Here is a 17,994-nt window from a genome sequence, read left to right as displayed (position 1 = left end):
GCTGTGGATAAGGCGCGACGGCGGGTGGTTGACCCGGCTCTGGGGGCCGGAGGTGGCCGGTTAGGAAACGTAGGCAGGCGCGTCCTCAAGACCGAAATATCGCTCAAGGGTCCCAAGTCCGTCGGGGTTCGTGGCTCTCCATGCCTCTAACAACCCCGCGAGCTCTTTGCCGACAAATCGCAGGTGCCACGGCTCATACGCGTAGCCAGTAATGCTCTGGGCTCCGGCGGGATAGCGAATGATGAAGCCATATTTCCAGCCATCGGAGGCTGCGAAACGGCCCACCGGTGTGTCTGCGAAGCACGCTTGTAGAGCACATGCCCCGCTGGAATTTCCGACATCCATGGCCAAGCCGGTCTGGTGCTCGCTATAACCGGGACGGGCAGCCAAGCTGTCAGCTGTCTCCTGCCCGTATTGTGCGACGTAGTCGGCGTAGAGGCTCTGCTGCTGCGCGTAGGATCGGTATCCGCTGACAGCCCGGACGTTGACACCGGCCGCCTTGGCTGCCTTAACAAAGGCGTTAAACGCCGTCGCCGCATCTGCGCGCAACCGTTCAGTCGCAACCCGTGTGAGCGATGATGGGACGTAACTGGGCGGATTCAGCATCCGGTGCTTATTGACTACAACCTGGAGGCTGTTGGCCGAGTCAATATCGTATTGGACCGCGACAGCAGCCTGCGGTGCCATAAGTCCCACGGACAGCATGGCCCCTGCGATCCCCAGCCAAAATTTGCGCAGCCTCATTGGGTCCTCCACTACGGGTCGTCGGGCGATGGGGCGACTTTACTCCCGGAACCCGGACCCTACAATCCTTGTAAATAACGCCGGTTCGGGGATCAACGCCAACCGTTCACCGGCCACGTCATGAAGGCGGGTTCCTCGTAAGGGTGCGACGCCCGCAAAGCCAGCACAACGCCGTCGAGAATTTCCTCCTCCACCACGCACTCGACCCGAATTTCCGGCACCTGCTCCTCAATCCCAACGTCGCCAACGAACGGCCGCGCCCCCGGCAACGGTGTGAAGCGACCGGTGCCTGGGGAGGTGAAAGCGCAGTGGGAGTAGTCGCCGATCCGACCCGCGCCGGCGTCACCGATGGCCAGGAGAACTTCCTCAATATGCGTCTCAGGTACGTAAACCACCAGTGCATGAAGCTGCGTCATGCAGACATCTTGTCAGCAACTTCGGCTACAAACAGGTCTCAACCATTGCAAATCCGAGGTTCGCGGCGGACCATGGGTATGTACACCGATTGGGGCAATCTCAAGGTTGTGAGCTGCGGGGCCTGGGGGCGAGGGGCCGGACCCGGTAGCTCAACGGCGGTACCGCAAGAATGGGCGCGTTGGGGGCGTCCATTTTTCCGTTAATCGGCAGTTCGGCAACCCTGTCCGAGGACGCCAGCACGGGTCGATTACACGATGCCGAAATTCTCAGGTACAGTAGTATCTGCTTTCGAATCGGAAGCAAGGAGAATTCGCCTAGCGGCCTATGGCGCACGCCTGGAACGCGTGTTGGGTTAACGCCCTCGGGGGTTCAAATCCCCCATTCTCCGCGTTTGGCCCCAGTCCTCGGACTGGGGCCTTTTTGCGTTTCCGGGAGCTACCCGGCGTCCACCTGCTGTTCCGCGTCCAGTTGTTGTGCCGATGCGACGCGCTCCAGCACTTCACGGCACGCCGCGGTGGCTGGGTGGATGCGCCCGGCCGTTCGGGTGGAGGTGAACACGGTCCGCTTCGGCAGCCCGGGGAGGTCCAGCAGCTGAACAGTCCGGGTCCGGCCCGTCCAGACCAGGTCGGGCATGAGCGCTACGGCGTTTCCGGATTCGATGAGCCGGATTTGGGCTTGGAGGTCGGCTGTTTCATATCGCACGTCGGGTTCGAAACCTGCGGACCGGCAGGCCTGCTCGGCCCAATGCCGGGAGGCCGCGCCACGGGGTTCCATGACCCAGGGCATCGACGCTGTGTCCGCGAGGGTGGCTACAGTTTCGCCACCGAGCCCCACTGGGGGAGTGGCCAGCCTGATGGCGTCGCTGGTGAGGATGACGCGGTCCAAGCCGCTGTGGTGCGGGGCGGCATGGCCTGGGTATTGCTCGGCTACTACCAGGTCGAAGTCCCGGGCCCACGTTTCGTACAGGGCCGTTTCGGGTTCGCGCTGGGTCATTTCGACGCGGACCTCGGGGTACTCGTTACGCATGATGCTGAGAAAGTCCGGGAGCAGGGCCAGTGCGGCGGACTGGAACACGGCCAGGCGCACGGTTCCCGTCACCATCGACAATGAGGCGGCCAAGTCGGTTTCGGCCTTTTCCAAGGTCTCCAGGAGGGCTGCGGTGTGGGCTACGAGGATCTCCGCCTGCGGGGTCAGTTGAACGCGGCGCCCGGCTTTGCGGAGCAGTTCAACCCCTGCTTCCTTCTCCAGGAGGGTCAGTTGCTGCGACACCGATGACGGGCTGTACTGCATCGCGTCGGCCACCTCGGCGAGCGTTCCGCGGATCTTTAACTCGTGCAGCAAACGGAGCCTGCGGACGTCCAGCAAGTCGGCCTCCAAAAGATCGGAATGGATAACGAATATTCGTCGGAAAAGATCGCTTTTCCTAACGTGATTGTAGATCCATACTGATGGAAACAAACAAACTTCTCCGCCTCAGAAGGAGCCCCCATGACCAGCACCATCCCGGATGCCACCGCCCCGAGCACCCAGGATTCCGGACAGTTCGATGATCTTGCCCAGGAAGCCATTGCCTTGGTCCGCCACTGGTTGACCGAAGCCAGCAAGATCCCCGTGGACGTCTCCGCCCAGCGCCTTGCCGGCGTCTTGAAGGACCCCAACGGCTTGGACTTCACGGTCGGATTCGTCGACGGCGTCATCCGCCCTGAGGATCTGTCCGTCGCCGGCCGTAAACTCGCCGAGCTGGCCCCGAAGGTCCCCAAGTTCCTCCCCTGGTACATGCGCAGCGCTGTCCGCGTGGGTGGCGTCATGGCTCCGATCCTCCCGCAGGTAGTTATTCCCATTGCCCGCCGCGTGCTCCGCGAAATGGTGGGTCACCTCATCGTCGATGCCACCGACGCAAAGCTCGGCCCGGCCATCGCCAAGATCCGGCAGGACGGCGTGCACCTGAACGTCAACCTCCTCGGCGAAGCCGTCCTGGGCGAGCATGAAGCACAGCGACGCCTCGACGGCACCCTGAAGCTCCTGGCCCGCGATGACGTTGACTATGTCTCCATCAAGGAATCCTCCACCGTGGCACCGCACTCCCCGTGGGCCTTCGACGAAGCCGTCGACCACGTGGTGGAGAAGCTCACCCCGCTGTACCGTCTTGCGGCGTCCTTCCCCAAGCCCAAGTTCATCAACCTGGACATGGAGGAATACAAGGACCTCAGCATGACCATCGCGGTGTTCAAGCGCATCCTGGACATGCCCGAGTTCAAGAACCTCGAAGCCGGCATCGTCCTTCAGGCCTACCTCCCGGACGCCCTCGGCGCCATGCAGGAACTGCAGGAATGGGCCGCGGCGCGCCGCGCCCAGGGCGGCGCGCCCATCAAGGTCCGCGTGGTCAAGGGCGCCAACCTTCCCATGGAACAGGTGGAAGCGTCGCTGCATGACTGGCCGCTGGCCACTTGGGGCAGCAAGCAGGACTCGGACACCAGCTACAAGAACGTCATCAATTACGCCCTCACCCCCGAGCACATTGATGCCGTCCGCATCGGCGTCGCGGGCCACAACCTGTTCGATGTCGCCTTCGCCTGGCTGCTGGCCAAGCAGCGCGGGATTGCCCAGCAGGGACCGAAAGCCATCGAATTCGAAATGCTCCTGGGCATGGCAACCGGCCAGGCCACTGCGGTCCGTAAGGATGTCGGCAGCCTCTTGCTCTACACGCCTGTGGTCCACCCGGGCGAGTTCGATGTCGCCATCGCTTACCTGATTCGCCGCCTCGAAGAGGGCGCCAGCCAGGAAAACTTCATGTCGGCAGTCTTCGAACTCAGTGAAAATGAGAGTCTCTTTGAGCGCGAGCAGCAGCGCTTCCTGAACTCCCTGGCCAACATGAAGGACGAGGTCCCGGGCCCCAACCGCCAGCAGGACCGCCGCCTTCCGGCCGAACCCGCACCCACCGAGGGATTCCGCAACACCCCTGACACCGACCCGGCACTCCCGGCAAACCGTGCCTGGGGCCGCGACATCCTCAAGCGCATCCCGGGATCCACGGCCGGGAACAAGATCGTCGACTCCACCAAGGTTTCCGACGCCGCCGAACTCGAGCAGATCATTGCCACCGCCGTTGACCACGGGAAGGCCTGGGGTGCCCGGCCCGCCGCCGAGCGCGCCGCCATCCTGCACCGCGCCGGTGAAGTCCTTGAGGCCCGACGCGCCGAACTCCTGGAGGTCATGGCTTCCGAGACCGGCAAGACCATCGACCAGGGCGACCCCGAGGTCAGCGAAGCAATCGACTTCGCGCACTACTACGCCGAGCGCGCCAAGGACCTGGAAACGGTCGACGGCGCCACGTTCGTCCCAGCGAACCTCACCGTGGTGACCCCGCCGTGGAACTTCCCGGTGGCAATCCCCGCAGGCTCGACCCTCGCAGCGCTCGCCTCAGGCTCCGCCGTCGTGATCAAGCCTGCAAAGCAGGCCCGCCGCTCCGGTTCCGTCATGGTGGACGCCCTGTGGGAAGCCGGTGTTCCGCGTGAAGTGCTGGCACTCGTCCAGCTCGAAGAGCGTGAGCTTGGCACCCAGTTGGTCTCGCACCCGAGCGTTGACCGTGTGATCCTCACCGGTGGCTATGAAACGGCTGAGCTGTTCCGTTCCTTCCGCAAGGACCTGCCGCTGCTCGCCGAGACCTCCGGCAAGAACGCCATCATCGTCACCCCCAGCGCTGACCTGGACCTCGCTGCGAAGGACGTCGTGTACTCGGCATTCGGCCACGCAGGACAGAAGTGCTCCGCCGCATCGCTGGTGATCCTGGTGGGCTCGGTCGCGAAGAGCGCCCGCTTCCACAACCAGCTGATCGACGCCGCACGCTCCCTGACCGTGGGCTACCCGGAGAACGCCACCACGCAGATGGGGCCGATCATCGAACCGGCCAACGGCAAGCTCCTGAACGCGCTCACCACCCTGGGCGACGGCGAAACCTGGGCCATCAAGCCCGAGCGCCTCGACGAGACCGGCCGTTTGTGGTCCCCGGGTATCCGCTCGGGCGTCAAACGTGGCTCCTACTTCCACCTGACCGAGTTCTTCGGCCCGGTGCTGGGTGTCATGACCGCCGAAACCCTTGAGGAAGCAATCGCCATCCAGAACGAGATCGAGTACGGCCTCACCGCCGGCCTGCACTCCCTGGACTCCGCCGAGATGGGCGTCTGGCTGGACACCATCCAGGCCGGCAACCTGTACGTCAACCGTGGCATCACCGGCGCGATCGTGCAGCGCCAGCCGTTCGGTGGCTGGAAGAAGTCGGCTGTTGGCGCGGGAACCAAGGCCGGTGGACCGAACTACCTGATCGGCCTGGGCAGCTGGCTCCCCGCAGAAGCCAAGGCCAAGCGCGGCACCGTCCTTCAGGGTGCGGCCTCGCAGATCCTTGCCGCTGCCAAGTCCGCTGACGTTACTGCCGAGGAACTCCAGACCCTCCAGCAGGCACTCTTCAGCGACGCCGCCGCCTGGGAATCCGAGTTCGGCACCCGCAAGGATGTTTCCGCCCTCTCCGCAGAGCGCAACGTCTTCCGCTACCGCTCCCTGCCTGTCACCATCCGTCTCTCCGAAGGCGAGCGACTCGCTGAGCTGCTCCGCGTCGTAGCAGCCGGTGCAGTGGCTGGCTCAAAGCTGACGGTGAGCTCCGCCGTCGTACTTCCCGACGCAGTGGTGACTGCTTTCGCCGGTCTCGGCGTCAACGTGCGGATCGAAGACGACGCCGCGTGGCTGGCCCGTGCGGCAAAGTTCGACGGCGGCCGCATACGCCTGATCGGAGGCGACTTCGCCGCGCTGAGCGCGGCCATGGGTGGCCGTCCGGACGTTGCGGTTTACCACGGCGCAGTAACCCAGGCCGGTCGGATCGAGATGTTGCCGTTCCTCCGCGAGCAGGCTGTGTCTATCACGGCCCACCGCTTCGGTACCCCGAACCACCTGTCGGACCACCTGATCTAGTTTGTGCGCCGAGGGGTGAGCTCTCGGCACAATACATGCGCGTAAAAGGTTGATAGCCAACCGCTCGGCGGGCCCCACACAAGGTGAGGTTCCGCCGAGGGGTTGGCTTTCGGCATTTCCGGGGTGCGGCTTCGGGATGGACCGCCGCTTTCGCTCCCTTTTCGTACGTCAGACCAGGACTTCGCCGTCGCGCGCTACAACGCGGCCTGCCGACAGGACGAGGCGCCGCTGCGGACAGCGCACCAGCGCATCCGGCACATTCTCGGCATCCAGGAGCACAACGTCGGCGGGTGCACCGGGCACGAGGTCGTGCAGTTCCCGCCCAACGAATGGTGCGCCGTGCTTGGTCGCGTGTTCAACCGCTGTGACAAGTTTGTCGTCGTGGCGGAACCCGTGCAGCCGTGCAAAAGCGAAGGCAACCCGCAACAAATCACCGTCACCGAACGGCGACCACAGGTCGCGTATGCCGTCAGTGCCAAGGCCCAAGGGCACCCCTCGGTCCCGCATCTGCTGCCAGGGCAGCGGCGCGGTACCGTTCATTGCGACGGTGGTCCACGAAATGCCCGCTTCGGCGAGCCCCTCGATGATCTCGTCCCTCACCTCCGGCTGAAGGGCGCCCATGGCGAAGCCGTGGGAGATGTTCACCTTGCCCTGTAAACCGGCGTCCAGCGTCCGCCGGATCACCTGGCGGTACTCGTACGCTCCCAGCGAGCCGAAATCGTGCAGATGCAGATCGAGACCGACACCGTGATCGACGGCGATTTGAAAAAGCCCCTCCAACTGGCCCCCAACGTCGCCGTCAATTGTGCCCGGGTCCAGCCCGCCAATGCTGTCGACGCCGGCCTGGGCTGCCTCCTCGAGCAGCCGCATCACACCGGGCCTGCGCAGCACGCCATCCTGCGGGAACGCGACCGTTTCAACGTGGATCGCACCGTCGAGCTCGGCGACGGCGGCCTGCACCGATTCCAGGCCCTTCAGCCCAATGCCGAGATCGACATCGATATGGGTGCGGGTTGCAGTGGTGCCATGACGGAGGAATTCCCGCAGCACCGCAGTTGCCGAGGCTGTGTTGGGGATGTCGTAGTTTCCGCGCTCGGCGCGTTCGTTGGCGATCCACCCCTCGACAGTCGGGTTTTCGGAATAGGTGTACGGCACCCATGGCTTGCCCCACCAGCTCTTGTCTATGTGGGCGTGTGTGTTGATGAACCCCGGCACGGCCAGCAGTCCGGCGCCGTCCAGATCGCCTGGCTCTGATGCGCCCCCGGCGGGAGCCACCTCGGTGATGATGCCATCACTGACAGTGATGTCCGCTGCGTCAGCGCCCCACGGCCGAACGTTCCTTAGGGTGATTCTCTTGTGAGTCATCGTCTTCTTTCTCTGTTGGTCAGTGCACGCGGCGCAGGAAGGCCGCCGTGCGCTCATGCTGGGGGTTGTCGAGCACCTCGCGTGCCGGGCCGTCCTCGAGGACTCGGCCTTGGTCCATGAAGACGACCCGGTCTGCGACCTCGCGCGCGAAGCCGATCTCGTGCGTAACGACGATCATCGTCATGCCTTCCTCGGCGACCTGTCGCATGGTGTGCAGAACTTCGCCGACCAATTCGGGGTCAAGGGCGCTCGTAGGTTCGTCAAACATCATGAGCCGCGGTTCCATGGCCAGGGCCCGGGCGATGGCGACGCGCTGCTGCTGTCCGCCAGAGAGCTGGCTGGGATAAGCCGCGTCTTTGTCGGCCAGGCCGACCTTGGCAAGCAGCTGCCGGGCTTGCGCGACAGCCTCCTTGCGTGGTCGGCCCAGGACCCTGGTGGGTCCGTAGGTGACATTCTCAAGGGCGGTAAGGTGACCGAAAAGGTTGAAGTGCTGGAACACCATGCCAATGTGTTGGCGGGCCTTGGCTACCCGGCGCTCACTTTGTTCGTAGAGCTGATCGCTGCGCAATTCGTAGCCAATGCGCTGCTCGTTCACCTCGATGACACCGCCGTCTACGGGGTCGAGGTGGTTGATGCAGCGCAACAGCGTGCTTTTGCCCGAGCCCGACGGGCCCAGGACGCAGACGATTTCGCCGGTGCCGACCTCGATGTCGACGCCCCTGAGCACATGGTTCTGTCCAAGCCACTTGTGTACACCTTGGATGCGCAGCATAGTGCCGCTGGTGGTCTTGGCGGGAGCTACTTGCGCCACGGCGCACCTCCGATGATTGTCCGGGTAATAGTGGTCCCAAGTCCCGCGGTCGTGCGCGCCTTGCGCGATCCGGGCTGCGAAGCGTTGAAGCGGCGCTCAAGGAAGTGCTGGCCGGTGCCGGCGATGGTTACCAGGATCAGGTACCAGAGCACCGCAACCATGAGCAGGGGCAGAATCTTGAAGTTCTGTCCGTAGATGAGCTGCACCCGGGTCAGCAGGTCGCTGCCGCCGATCACGGAGACGAGCGAGGTGGCCTTCAGCATGCCGATGAATTGATTTCCGGTCGGAGGGATGATGACCCGGATCGATTGGGGCAGCACGATGCGCGCCAAGGCCTGGTTTCGGGTGAGGCCTATGCTCACTCCCGCATCGGTCTGGCCAGCAGGCACCGAGATGATCCCGCCTCGGATGATTTCGGCCATGTAGCCCGACTCGGCGAGTGAGAGGGCGATGAGCCCGGCGGTGAAGCCAGATATGAGGGAGTTTGTTTCCTGGCCCAGAATTACAGGGAAAAGCACGGCAAGGTTGAACCAGAGCAGGACCTGAACGAGCATTGGTACGCCCCGGAAGAACCAGACGTAGGCACGGCCGATGACGCTGGCAACCTTATTGTTGCTCTGGATCATCAAGGCAATCACAAAGGCGAGCACGATCGAGATGAGCATGGCGAACAACGCCAGCTGGATCGTTACGCCGACGCCCTGCAGCACCACCGGGTTGAACATGTATTGCCAGGTGACGCCCCACTCCATGTTGGTGTTCCGGGCTTGGGACTGAACGAAGAGGACGAGCAGCGCGATGGCCACCAGGCCGGTGACGATCTGGCCATATTGGGGGCGCCGTTTGGCACGGATCGGCGCTTCCTGTGCCGGCGGTTCATCTCCCGTCTGCCGGACAAAATGTGAGGTTTCGGCCGAGGTCGGAAGCAGCGAATGCGTGGTGTCGGACATGGTCACTTCTTCGCCAGGTTGATGCCGGGGGCATCGAGATTAATGACTTCGACATGCCACTTCTTCAGGACCTCGTCGTAGGTACCGTCCTCGTGGATGGCCTTCAGAGCACTTAGGAAGGCATCGCGAAGTTCGGTCTGCGCCTTATTGAAGGTCATGCCGAGATAGACCTTCTCCTCGAAATCGACGGGGAGCGACTCGAGCTTGTCGCCCGTTTCGCGCTGGATCACGGAGACCGCCATGTCCGGCCAGAAGATGGCGTCGATGCGTCCCGAGGTCACTGCGAGGTTTTTATCGCTGGAGTTGGGGAAGGAGATGAGTTCGGTGGGAGTTTTGCCTGCGGCTACGCATGCCGCTGCCATCATGTCCACCAGGCGTTTGGCGTCGGAGCCTTTCACGTCGCCGATTTTGAGTCCACAGGCACCGTCGACCGCGCTCGTGACACCCCGGGGATTGCCCTTCTGCACCATGAAGACGGTGCCCGCCCACTGGTAGTCGATGAAGTCGACCTGTTCCTGCCGCTGCTTGCGGTCGGTCATGCCAGCGATCGCAGCGTCGAATTTGCCGCTCTGCATGCCGATCAGGATTTGGTCGAAGGGCACCTTCTCCCATTTGATCGGGATGCCGAGCTTCTTCGCCATCGCCTCCATGAGATCCACGTTGTAGCCCCGGATGCCGGTCTCGCCGGCGGGGGTGAAGTTAGCCGGTTCGAAGTCGGGTTGGGTGGCGACCGTCAGTACGCCCTTGTCTCTGATCTTTTGCGGCAGCAGGTCATGGAGCGGCGCCTTCTCGTCGAGGACAGCGGCTACCTGCGACTGCCCTGCGGCCGTGGCTGAGGAGTCAGAGACCCCGCAGCCGGTGAAGGCGAGCACGGCACAACTGCCGGCCGCGAGGGTGGCCGCAAGACGGCGTGCCAAGGTGATACGGGAGAACGACATTGTTCTTGCCTTTCGGGCGGGGTTCCGCGGGATGCGGAACCGGTTTGGGAGACGGCGGGCTGGGATCAACTCGCCGAAATCAGTGGCAACTCAGGGACACGTGCTCCATAACGGGCGACTACTCTGCCGTTTTTCAGCACCAGCCGCCGTGGTGGCCGGGCGGCGACTGCTTCGCCGATGCTGGCGGCCTCAATGAGGAAGAAATCGGCGGGGAATCCCGGTTCAATGCGGGCGGGCTCGCGTCCCAGGGCAATTGCCCCGCCACTGACAGCCACGTCAAAAGCAGTAGCGATCTGCTCGTCGGTGCGGAAGCCGCTGCGGTAGGCGAGATGAAAGGTCCGATCCAGCATGTCGCCGTTTCCGTAGGGACCCCAGAGATCCCGCACGCCGTCGTTGCCGGCTCCGACGTTGACGCCACGTTCTCTCAACTGGGCGATCGGCAACACCGGGGTGTTGTAGACCGTCGCCGTCAGCAGGGAGATCTGCGCCTCGGCGAGGCCTTGTGAGATCCGCTCGGACTGGATGCTGTCGACCTCGACGATTGCCACTCCGTGTGAAACCGCAACCCGGCCTTCGAGTCCGTGCCGCAGCACCCGCTCGATGATGAGCTCCATTGTGTGCGCACCGAGAGTGCCGCGTTCGTGCAGGTGGATGTCGAGTCTGGCACCGTAAGCTTCGGCAAGACCGAAAATGAGATCCAGGTGTCGCACGGCGTCGCGCTCCAGCGCGGCAGGATCGATCCCGCCGAGGCAACTGACCAGCCCCTTCTGGAGCGCCGACTCGAGTAGTTCGGCCGTCCCGGGACGGGTGAGCAGCCCGCCTTGCGGGAACGCGACCTGTTCCACGTCGATGACCCCGGCCATCTCTTCGGCGACTTCCGCTACGAGCTCGAGACCGGTCAGCCCGATTCCGGGATCTACATCGGTGTGCGTGCGGGCGAGGGTCGTCCCGGTGGCGGCCATCTGTTCGAGCAACCTACGCACGCCGACGCGACTCGGCACGCCAAGTTCCTCCCTGGCAGACTCGCCATGTGAGATGCGGTCCTCAAGAGCCGGGCCTGCGGAATGCGGCACCCATCCGCGGCCCCAGAGCGTCTTGTCGATGTGGCAATGGGCGTCGGCCATCCCGGGCAGTGCGAGCGCCCCGGCGCCGTCCTCATGCGTCACCCCCGCAGCCTCGATGAGCCCGGTTGGTTGAATCTCCGCAATGAGGCCATCCCGGATCAGTAAATCCACCAGGGGCGCATCATGGGCCACACGAACGCGCTCTATGAGCAAATCCGACATCCGAAGCTCCTACTCCTGTGACGATCGTCATTTTCTCTCGATAGAAAGAAGAGTAGGGATTTTGGTATGCCAAAGCAATGGCTCGCTGAGAGAAACTTGGAATATTTCGACTGATGGGTCGCATTTCCGCCGGATCGACAACCACGGCTTTTTTATTGGTATACCAAGAGGTGACCTAAGTGTCGGCGTAGCCGAGACGTTGCAGCCTATGCCGTGCGGCCTGCTCGCTCGGACCATGCGAGCCCAGCGCGAACCGGACCATGCCCAGCACCGCCCTGGCAGCGGTGATGACGGGCAGGGGGATGGGGCCGAACTTTGGCGCCCGGAGCCCAAGCATCTCCCGGTATCGGGGTTCAAGGCTTGCGACGGCGGCCGCGAACAGGATGCGGTAGCCCGGCTGGAGCATCGGGCTCAGGGGCGGATGGCGAATGAACCACACCGTCTCGGCCAGGCGTTCGTCTGCCCGCAGGACTCCTGAGGCGTACCACTGCTCCAGTTCGGCATGGACCTGGGCTTCGGTGAGCGGGGGATTGTCCACTCCCATGAGCCTGCCGGCCGCGGCCCACTCACGGACGTAGGCGTCGGCACCGCCGGGGATGGGCCGGCCCCAGATGCGGTTGGCAGTGATGAAGGAGTCCGCATAGGTGACGTGGACCCAGCGGAGGAGTTCGGGATCGTTCGCCGCGTATTCGCGCCGGATTCCGTTGCCGTCTACGTACGTTCCGCGGACGCGCTCGTGGATCTTCCGGACCCGGGCAGTCGCGGTTTCTGCAGCTTCCGTGGATCCGTATGTCACAGTGAAGATCCACCTGACGGTGTTGGCCAACCGTCCAAGCGGATCCTTCTGGAAACCGGAGTGCTCGTATACCCCAGCCAGCGCGCCGGGGTGCAGCGCCTGCATCAGAAGCACCCGGATCCCGGCCACGATCGTGGCCACGTGACCATGAACCGCCCAGACGGCCGACCCCGGCAGGTGATACCCGGCGTCGTTCCCTTCGGCCAGGCGCGGCACCCACTCAGGCGGCGTCCCCGACGTCCCTGTGAACGTGCGCTGGAGTTCGTGCCTGTACTCGGTGAGGTAATTCCTCATGGTCCATTCGACCTCGCAATCACGCCCGTGTACAGGGGAAATTTTGTACGGATAATGCCCTTATGGCAGGAGCATAAGGGCATTATCCGTACAAAGACGCGAGGGTTAGGAAGTGACCCGGCGTCGGGAAGGCGCTGCTGCCACCAGCAAGGCGGCTATGGCGACGGCGGCACTCAGGATCAGTCCCGGACGGTACTGTTCCAGCATGGCCTGGGCGCTGACGGTACCCGCAGCGTGTCCGTGGCCGCTCACCAAAGCCGTGGTGACGGCCAGTACCAACGCGGCACCGACCTGGGTGCTGGTCTGGATCAGCCCCGCCGCGAGACCTTGCTCGGAATCGCGGATGCCGGCGGTGGCCTGGACATTGATGGATGGGAAGGCCAACGCGAAGCCAATGCCCAGCAGGACCACCGACGGAAGGATGTCCAGCGCGTAGTTGGGCGTGGTTCCCACCCGCAGGAACAGGACGTAGCCCAAGCCGAGGGCCGTCAGGCCGGTGAGGATGAGCTGCGTGGCCCCGAACTTCTCGATGAGACGGTCCGCGAACGGTGCGCTGGTGGCCACCAGCAAACCCGCGGGCAGCAAGGCGAGTGCCATTCCCAAGGGCGTCCAACCCAGCACGGACTGCAGGAACATGGTGACGATGAACTGGAAGCTCAGGTAGGAACCGAACAGTCCCACTGCGCTCAGGTTTGCTCGGGCCACCCAGCCTTCCCTGAGGATGCTAAAACGGATCAGCGGGTGCTTGACCTTGTTCTCGATCACCGCGAAGGCTGCCAGCACGGCAACGGAAACTGCGAATCCGGCGATTGTTGCCACAGATCCCCAGCCCTGTTCAGGTGCTGAAACCAAGGTGTACACCAGGCCGAGCATGCCCAGCGCGAGGGTCACGGCGCCCCAGATATCGTGCCCGCTGTCTTCAACGGACGGCTTGTCCTTGGGAATGAACTTCATCCCCAGGAGGACGACTACCACCGCGATCGGCACGGAGACCAGGAACGTCCACCGCCAGCTGAGGCTGGTCATCAGGCCGCCAACCACCAGGCCCAGCGAAAAGCCACTGGCACCGAAGGTGGTGAAGATGGACAGCGCCTTGTTGCGCTCGCGTCCCTCCGCAAAGTTGGTGGTGATGATGGAGAAGCCGGTGGGGGCGGTGAAGGCGGCAGCGAGGCCCTTGACGAACCGGGTAGCGATCAGGATGGCGGGGTCGTCCACCAGTCCGCCAAGGAGCGAGGCTGCCGCGAACACCGTCAAGGCAATGAGGAAGATTCGACGGCGGCCCAGCAGGTCCGCCAGGCGGCCACCAAGGAGTAGCAGGCTCCCGTAGCCGAGGACGTAAGCGGAAACGATCCACTGCAGGGAATCGGTACCCAGGTTGAGTTCATGTCCGATGGAGGGCAAGGCAACGCCAACCATGGAGACGTCCAGCCCGTCCAGGGCCAGGACGGTGCACACGACCATTAGGAGCAGCCACTGTGCCCGCGTCCAGCGGACGGCTGATGCCAGAGGCGCGGCAGACGTTTTGAGGGTGGTGGGTGATGTCATGATCAACAATGTATATGACGCGTCATTCAATGACAAGGAATATTATGACGTGGATTCTAAGTGCGTAATGAACTAGAATCAGGACATGGCAACGACGCGTGATCGCCAACTGGTTGAGCAGTGGCGAAGCATCCAGGACTCCTACTTCCGTACCGCAGCGGCGATCGACCGCGCCCTGGAAGCCAAATTCGATATCGGCCTGAATGAGTTCGAAATCCTGGATCTCGTAGCCGACAGCGAAGAGTCTTCGTGCCGGATGAAGTCGTTGGGGGAGCGGACGCCCATGACCCAAAGTGCCGTATCAAAGGTGGTGGACCGGCTCGAAAAAGCTGGCCTCGTCTCGCGCCAGACCTGCGCCGACGACCGCCGCTCTCTGTTCCTGGAATTGACTGCGGCGGGCCGCGCGCTCCACTCAACTGCCGCCGTCGAGCACCGCGCGTTGCTTAGGGAAAACCTGGGCTGAAGCGGGCCGGAGGACTTCTTCGCATGTCCGATGACGGGGGCGGCAATGCAGGGCCGCGTGGGACGGCGTCAGCCCCTGGTCCCTCCACCGCCAGAAGGCCATGGGCCGCAAGTTGCCTTCGTTGGGGGCTTTTGCGAGACTGTAACCCTCTATTCCCCAGTGTTAGGCCGATGTTTTGACGGGCATTACAGGTTTCACGACGCCAACCGTGCGCTGACCTTGCCCTGATGCCCTTACCGGCCAGTGGTTGCAGCGCATTCGCTGAAACCACTGGAGCCTTCGGAGCATCATGTCTACAACAAAAAACCCGTCCATCACCCTGACCGACGTGCGCCTTCAGTGGCCCGACGGTACCGTCGCCCTTGCCGGGATCTCCGGAACATTCGGATCGGGCCGTACAGGCCTTGTGGGATCCAACGGTGCCGGAAAATCAACCTTGCTGCGCCTCATAGCCGGGAGTCTTGCCCCTACGAGCGGCAGTATTACGACCAACGGTGATGTCGGGTACCTTCCGCAGACACTCACCCTCGCGACCGACTCAACGGTGGCAGACCTGCTGGGTATCGGCCAGAAGTTGAAAGCACTGCGGGCCATCGAAGCCGGCGACGTTTCGGTGGAGAACTTCGATGCGGTGGGCGATGACTGGGATATCGAAGCCAAGGCGGACAAATCCTTGCGCCACATCGGCTTTACGGGGGCGGACCTGGAGCGGAACGTAGGCGAAATCTCGGGAGGCGAAGCGATGCTTGTTGCCATCACGGGGCTCCGGCTTCAGGGGACAGCAATCACTCTCTTGGACGAGCCAACGAACAACCTGGACAGGCAGGCGCGAACCAAACTGTCCGCCCTCCTCTCCACGTGGCCGGGGACGCTGGTGGTGGTCAGCCACGACCTGGCACTGCTGGAGTTAATGGACAACACGGCGGAACTGCATGGTGGAGAACTCGAAGTGTTCGGGGGTCCGTACAGTGCTTGGCGGTCGTATGTGGATGAGCGGCAGGCCGCAGCGGTTCAGGCTGCCCAAGCTGCCAAGCAGGCCGTGAAGACTGAGAAGCGCCAGCGCCAGGAAGCTGAAATGAAGCTGGCGCAGCGTGCCCGCACCGGTCAAACCAGCTATGACAACAAGAAGGGCTCCAAGATCCTGATGAATCAGCGGGCCTCCGATGCGCAGGTGTCAGCGGGCAAGCTGCGATCAGGATCGGATGACAAGGTGGACGCTGCCCAGGTTGCGCTGGATGTGGCTTCCTCCAAAATCAGGGAAGACGAACGGATCAGCGTGAACCTTCCGGATCCGGACGTTCCCCGCGGCCGGCGGATCGCCGAGCTGCGGGGAACCAATCGTGCGTTTGTGGTGGAAGGACCGGAACGGGTGGCCATCATCGGCGCCAACGGGGTGGGAAAAACCACCTTGCTCGAACGCCTGGTCAGCGAGGAACCGTTGACAGACGATGATGACGACGTCGAATCCGGCACCGCAGGTGGTCGGCTCCTGACCGGGCGGTCCGGCTATCTGCGGCAGCGGCTCGATGGCCTGGACGAGGCCGCGACAACTTTGGAGAACGTCCAGGCGGCGGCGCCACGTGTCCCTGTCGGGGAAATCCGCAACCAGTTGGCCCGGTTCTTGTTGCGGGGCGATAGCGTCTACCGTCCCGTTGGGACTCTCTCCGGTGGGGAACGGTTCAGGGTTTCCTTGGCCAAGCTTCTCTTTGCCGATCCGCCGCCACAGGTACTGATTCTCGATGAGCCAACCAACAACCTCGACATACAGAGTGTGGACCAACTCGTGGAAGCGTTGAATGCCTACCGCGGTGCCGTCATCCTGGTCAGCCACGACGACGGGTTCCTGGCCCGTCTCGATCTGGACCTGATGCTGAGCCTGGACCATGACGGGTCACTCACCGAGCTGCCGTCTTTGCCCGTTGGGTCACGGTCGGGAAGCTGACGCGTTTCCCGCCGCCCTGCGTTGCGCGAGGTAGATCAGTGCTGCGCAGGGGACGGCAAGCGTGTAAAACCATGTGGCCGAGGTGAAGACTGCTCCGTAGGCTTCGGCTCCTGCCGTTCCTTCGGCTGTTCCGCCGGAGCCCGCGAACACCACGGTCAACAGCGCCAGGCCAATGGACCCGCCGAGTTGATGTGCCGTGTTGACCAATCCGGAGGCGGCGCCGTTGTCCGCTGGTGCCACCCCGGACATGCCAAACTCGGTCAGCAGGATGATTGCTGTTCCTTGGCCGATTCCGAGCACGATCAGCGGAAGCAGGACGTCCGGAAAATACGCGGTGTCCGGGCCTATGGAGCTGAGCCACAGCATGCCCAGGCCGGCGATGACCAACGAGGCCACCAGCAGCGCGGGCTTACCCAGTAAGGCGCTGAGGGGTTTGATCACGTAGACCATGAGGAAGAACAGGAGCGTGAGCGGAATGTAGGCGATGCCGGCCGCGAAAGCGCTGAATCCCAGCACATTCTGGAGGTACTGGCTGAGGAAATAGAAGGTGGAGAACATGGCCCCCACGATCAGAATCCGGATGATGTAGGCGCCCGACCGGGTCATGTCTTTGAAGAGGCGCAGGGGAGTGATGGGCCGCTCGGCATGACGCTCGACGAGCACGAAAGCCAGAAGCAGGAGCACGGCTGCCGCGAGTGAAACGATGGTCGTCAGGTTCCCCCACCCAGCCTCGCCCGCGTTCACGAGTCCATATACCAAGGCGGACATTCCCGCTGTAACTGTCAACGCGCCCGGGATGTCTACACTGCCTTTGACCCTTCCGGTTTCCGGCAGGAAACGTGGGCTCAGCAGCAAGACGACAATTCCGATCGGAACATTGATCAGCAAGCCCCATCGCCACGAGAGCAGGTCTGTGAAGACACCGCCTACGATGATGCCCACGCTGCCCCCTGCCCCGATCACGGCACTGTAGATGCTGATCGCTTGGGACCGTTCCCCGGGCTCGGGGAAAGTCTGCACCAGGAGCGCCAGGGTTGCCGGAATGGCGAAGGCCGATGCGGCACCTTGGAGTATGCGGGCCCCGATCATGACCTCGGCGTTGAAGGCGACCCCGGCCAGCAGGGATGCCAGCGTGAAAACTCCTACGCCGACCATGAAGACCCGGCGCCTGCCCAGAAGGTCTCCGACGCGGGCGCCCAGCAACAACAGCCCTCCGAAAGCCAGCGCATAGCTGTTCTGGACCCACGAGAGGGTGGTGCTGTTGAAGCCAAGTTCACGTTCAAGGTGCGGCAGTGCCGTGGTCACGATGGACGTGTCCAACACCATCATCAGCTGGCAGCCCAAGATGACCGCCAAGGTTATGGTTCTGGACAATCGCGTGGCAGGGGTTGTCTCCATCTGCGTTGCTGACATGTCGGGCCCTTTCTAAGTAACTAACTGGTTGGTTTTAACCATGCACTTGAAATGCATCGATGTCAACT

14 protein-coding genes and 1 tRNA gene are annotated in these 17,994 nt (G+C 63.2%); 4 read left to right on the top strand and 11 right to left on the bottom strand.

Translation table 11 applies throughout. The annotated features are described in order from the left end of the window. Positions 1 to 60: 60 nt before the first annotated feature. Positions 61 to 744 carry a M15 family metallopeptidase gene (locus J2Y68_RS19375; protein WP_309995895.1) on the bottom strand — a complete coding sequence of 228 codons (684 nt, stop codon included), beginning with the start codon at positions 742 to 744 and terminating at the stop codon, positions 61 to 63. A 92-nt stretch (positions 745 to 836) separates the two neighbouring features. Beyond that, the gene (locus J2Y68_RS19370; protein WP_211713955.1) at positions 837 to 1,160 is read right to left on the bottom strand and encodes a YqfO family protein; all 324 of its coding nucleotides are present in this window, start codon (positions 1,158 to 1,160) and stop codon (positions 837 to 839) included. Between the two features lie 304 nt (positions 1,161 to 1,464). Between J2Y68_RS19370 and J2Y68_RS19365 the strand changes: the two genes are divergently transcribed. Next, a tRNA-Ser gene (locus J2Y68_RS19365) sits at positions 1,465 to 1,549 on the top strand. 47 nt (positions 1,550 to 1,596) lie between these two features. On the opposite strand, the gene J2Y68_RS19360 is transcribed toward J2Y68_RS19365, so the two are convergent. Then, the gene (locus J2Y68_RS19360) at positions 1,597 to 2,526 is read right to left on the bottom strand and encodes a LysR family transcriptional regulator (RefSeq protein ID WP_309995893.1); all 930 of its coding nucleotides are present in this window, start codon (positions 2,524 to 2,526) and stop codon (positions 1,597 to 1,599) included. Between the two features lie 123 nt (positions 2,527 to 2,649). Between J2Y68_RS19360 and J2Y68_RS19355 the strand changes: the two genes are divergently transcribed. After that, complete coding sequence (locus J2Y68_RS19355; protein WP_309995891.1) at positions 2,650 to 6,123, top strand: proline dehydrogenase family protein; 3,474 nt, start codon at positions 2,650 to 2,652, stop codon at positions 6,121 to 6,123. Positions 6,124 to 6,291: 168 nt separating this feature from the next. On the opposite strand, the gene J2Y68_RS19350 is transcribed toward J2Y68_RS19355, so the two are convergent. The 7 genes from J2Y68_RS19350 to J2Y68_RS19320 form a co-directional block, all read right to left on the bottom strand. Next, positions 6,292 to 7,488, bottom strand: coding sequence for an amidohydrolase family protein (locus J2Y68_RS19350; RefSeq protein ID WP_309995889.1), 1,197 nt, complete (start codon positions 7,486 to 7,488; stop codon positions 6,292 to 6,294). A 19-nt stretch (positions 7,489 to 7,507) separates the two neighbouring features. After that, complete coding sequence (locus tag J2Y68_RS19345) at positions 7,508 to 8,260, bottom strand: amino acid ABC transporter ATP-binding protein (RefSeq protein ID WP_309996147.1); 753 nt, start codon at positions 8,258 to 8,260, stop codon at positions 7,508 to 7,510. A gap of 26 nt (positions 8,261 to 8,286) precedes the next feature. After that, positions 8,287 to 9,249 (bottom strand): amino acid ABC transporter permease, encoded by a 963-nt coding sequence (locus J2Y68_RS19340; protein WP_309995887.1) that lies wholly within the window; start codon positions 9,247 to 9,249, stop codon positions 8,287 to 8,289. A 2-nt stretch (positions 9,250 to 9,251) separates the two neighbouring features. Further along, positions 9,252 to 10,187 (bottom strand): ABC transporter substrate-binding protein, encoded by a 936-nt coding sequence (locus J2Y68_RS19335; RefSeq protein ID WP_309995886.1) that lies wholly within the window; start codon positions 10,185 to 10,187, stop codon positions 9,252 to 9,254. A 65-nt stretch (positions 10,188 to 10,252) separates the two neighbouring features. Beyond that, the gene (locus J2Y68_RS19330) at positions 10,253 to 11,473 is read right to left on the bottom strand and encodes an amidohydrolase (RefSeq protein WP_309995885.1); all 1,221 of its coding nucleotides are present in this window, start codon (positions 11,471 to 11,473) and stop codon (positions 10,253 to 10,255) included. Between the two features lie 175 nt (positions 11,474 to 11,648). Then, the gene (locus J2Y68_RS19325) at positions 11,649 to 12,563 is read right to left on the bottom strand and encodes an oxygenase MpaB family protein (RefSeq protein WP_309995884.1); all 915 of its coding nucleotides are present in this window, start codon (positions 12,561 to 12,563) and stop codon (positions 11,649 to 11,651) included. Positions 12,564 to 12,668: 105 nt separating this feature from the next. Further along, positions 12,669 to 14,108 (bottom strand): MFS transporter, encoded by a 1,440-nt coding sequence (locus J2Y68_RS19320; protein WP_309995882.1) that lies wholly within the window; start codon positions 14,106 to 14,108, stop codon positions 12,669 to 12,671. An 85-nt stretch (positions 14,109 to 14,193) separates the two neighbouring features. On the opposite strand from J2Y68_RS19320, the gene J2Y68_RS19315 reads away from it, so the two are divergent. After that, a complete protein-coding gene (locus J2Y68_RS19315; protein WP_309995880.1) occupies positions 14,194 to 14,571 on the top strand; it encodes a MarR family winged helix-turn-helix transcriptional regulator in 378 nt (125 codons plus the stop codon). A 289-nt stretch (positions 14,572 to 14,860) separates the two neighbouring features. Beyond that, a complete protein-coding gene (locus J2Y68_RS19310; protein ID WP_309995878.1) occupies positions 14,861 to 16,513 on the top strand; it encodes an ABC-F family ATP-binding cassette domain-containing protein in 1,653 nt (550 codons plus the stop codon). On the opposite strand, the gene J2Y68_RS19305 is transcribed toward J2Y68_RS19310, so the two are convergent. Further along, positions 16,496 to 17,926 carry an MFS transporter gene (locus J2Y68_RS19305; protein WP_309995876.1) on the bottom strand — a complete coding sequence of 477 codons (1,431 nt, stop codon included), beginning with the start codon at positions 17,924 to 17,926 and terminating at the stop codon, positions 16,496 to 16,498. The genes J2Y68_RS19310 and J2Y68_RS19305 overlap by 18 nt on opposite strands. Between the last annotated feature and the right edge of the window lie 68 nt (positions 17,927 to 17,994).

Source organism: Paenarthrobacter nitroguajacolicus, from assembly GCF_031455195.1.
GTDB lineage: Bacteria > Actinomycetota > Actinomycetes > Actinomycetales > Micrococcaceae > Arthrobacter > Arthrobacter nitroguajacolicus_D.
This window is presented reverse-complemented; position numbering and strand designations above follow the sequence as displayed.

Bases quoted from the DNA above. Each gene is read 5' to 3' on its own strand.
- J2Y68_RS19375 (WP_309995895.1), bottom strand. From the start codon at position 744: ATGAGGCTGCGCAAATTTTGGCTGGGGATCGCAGGGGCCATGCTGTCC.
- J2Y68_RS19370 (WP_211713955.1), bottom strand. From the start codon at position 1,160: ATGACGCAGCTTCATGCACTGGTGGTTTACGTACCTGAGACGCATATT.
- J2Y68_RS19355 (WP_309995891.1), top strand. From the start codon at position 2,650: ATGACCAGCACCATCCCGGATGCCACCGCCCCGAGCACCCAGGATTCC.
- J2Y68_RS19350 (WP_309995889.1), bottom strand. From the start codon at position 7,488: ATGACTCACAAGAGAATCACCCTAAGGAACGTTCGGCCGTGGGGCGCT.
- J2Y68_RS19345 (WP_309996147.1), bottom strand. From the start codon at position 8,260: ATGCTGCGCATCCAAGGTGTACACAAGTGGCTTGGACAGAACCATGTG.
- J2Y68_RS19340 (WP_309995887.1), bottom strand. From the start codon at position 9,249: ATGTCCGACACCACGCATTCGCTGCTTCCGACCTCGGCCGAAACCTCA.
- J2Y68_RS19335 (WP_309995886.1), bottom strand. From the start codon at position 10,187: ATGTCGTTCTCCCGTATCACCTTGGCACGCCGTCTTGCGGCCACCCTC.
- J2Y68_RS19330 (WP_309995885.1), bottom strand. From the start codon at position 11,473: ATGTCGGATTTGCTCATAGAGCGCGTTCGTGTGGCCCATGATGCGCCC.
- J2Y68_RS19325 (WP_309995884.1), bottom strand. From the start codon at position 12,563: ATGAGGAATTACCTCACCGAGTACAGGCACGAACTCCAGCGCACGTTC.
- J2Y68_RS19320 (WP_309995882.1), bottom strand. From the start codon at position 14,108: ATGACATCACCCACCACCCTCAAAACGTCTGCCGCGCCTCTGGCATCA.
- J2Y68_RS19315 (WP_309995880.1), top strand. From the start codon at position 14,194: ATGGCAACGACGCGTGATCGCCAACTGGTTGAGCAGTGGCGAAGCATC.
- J2Y68_RS19310 (WP_309995878.1), top strand. From the start codon at position 14,861: ATGTCTACAACAAAAAACCCGTCCATCACCCTGACCGACGTGCGCCTT.
- J2Y68_RS19305 (WP_309995876.1), bottom strand. From the start codon at position 17,926: ATGTCAGCAACGCAGATGGAGACAACCCCTGCCACGCGATTGTCCAGA.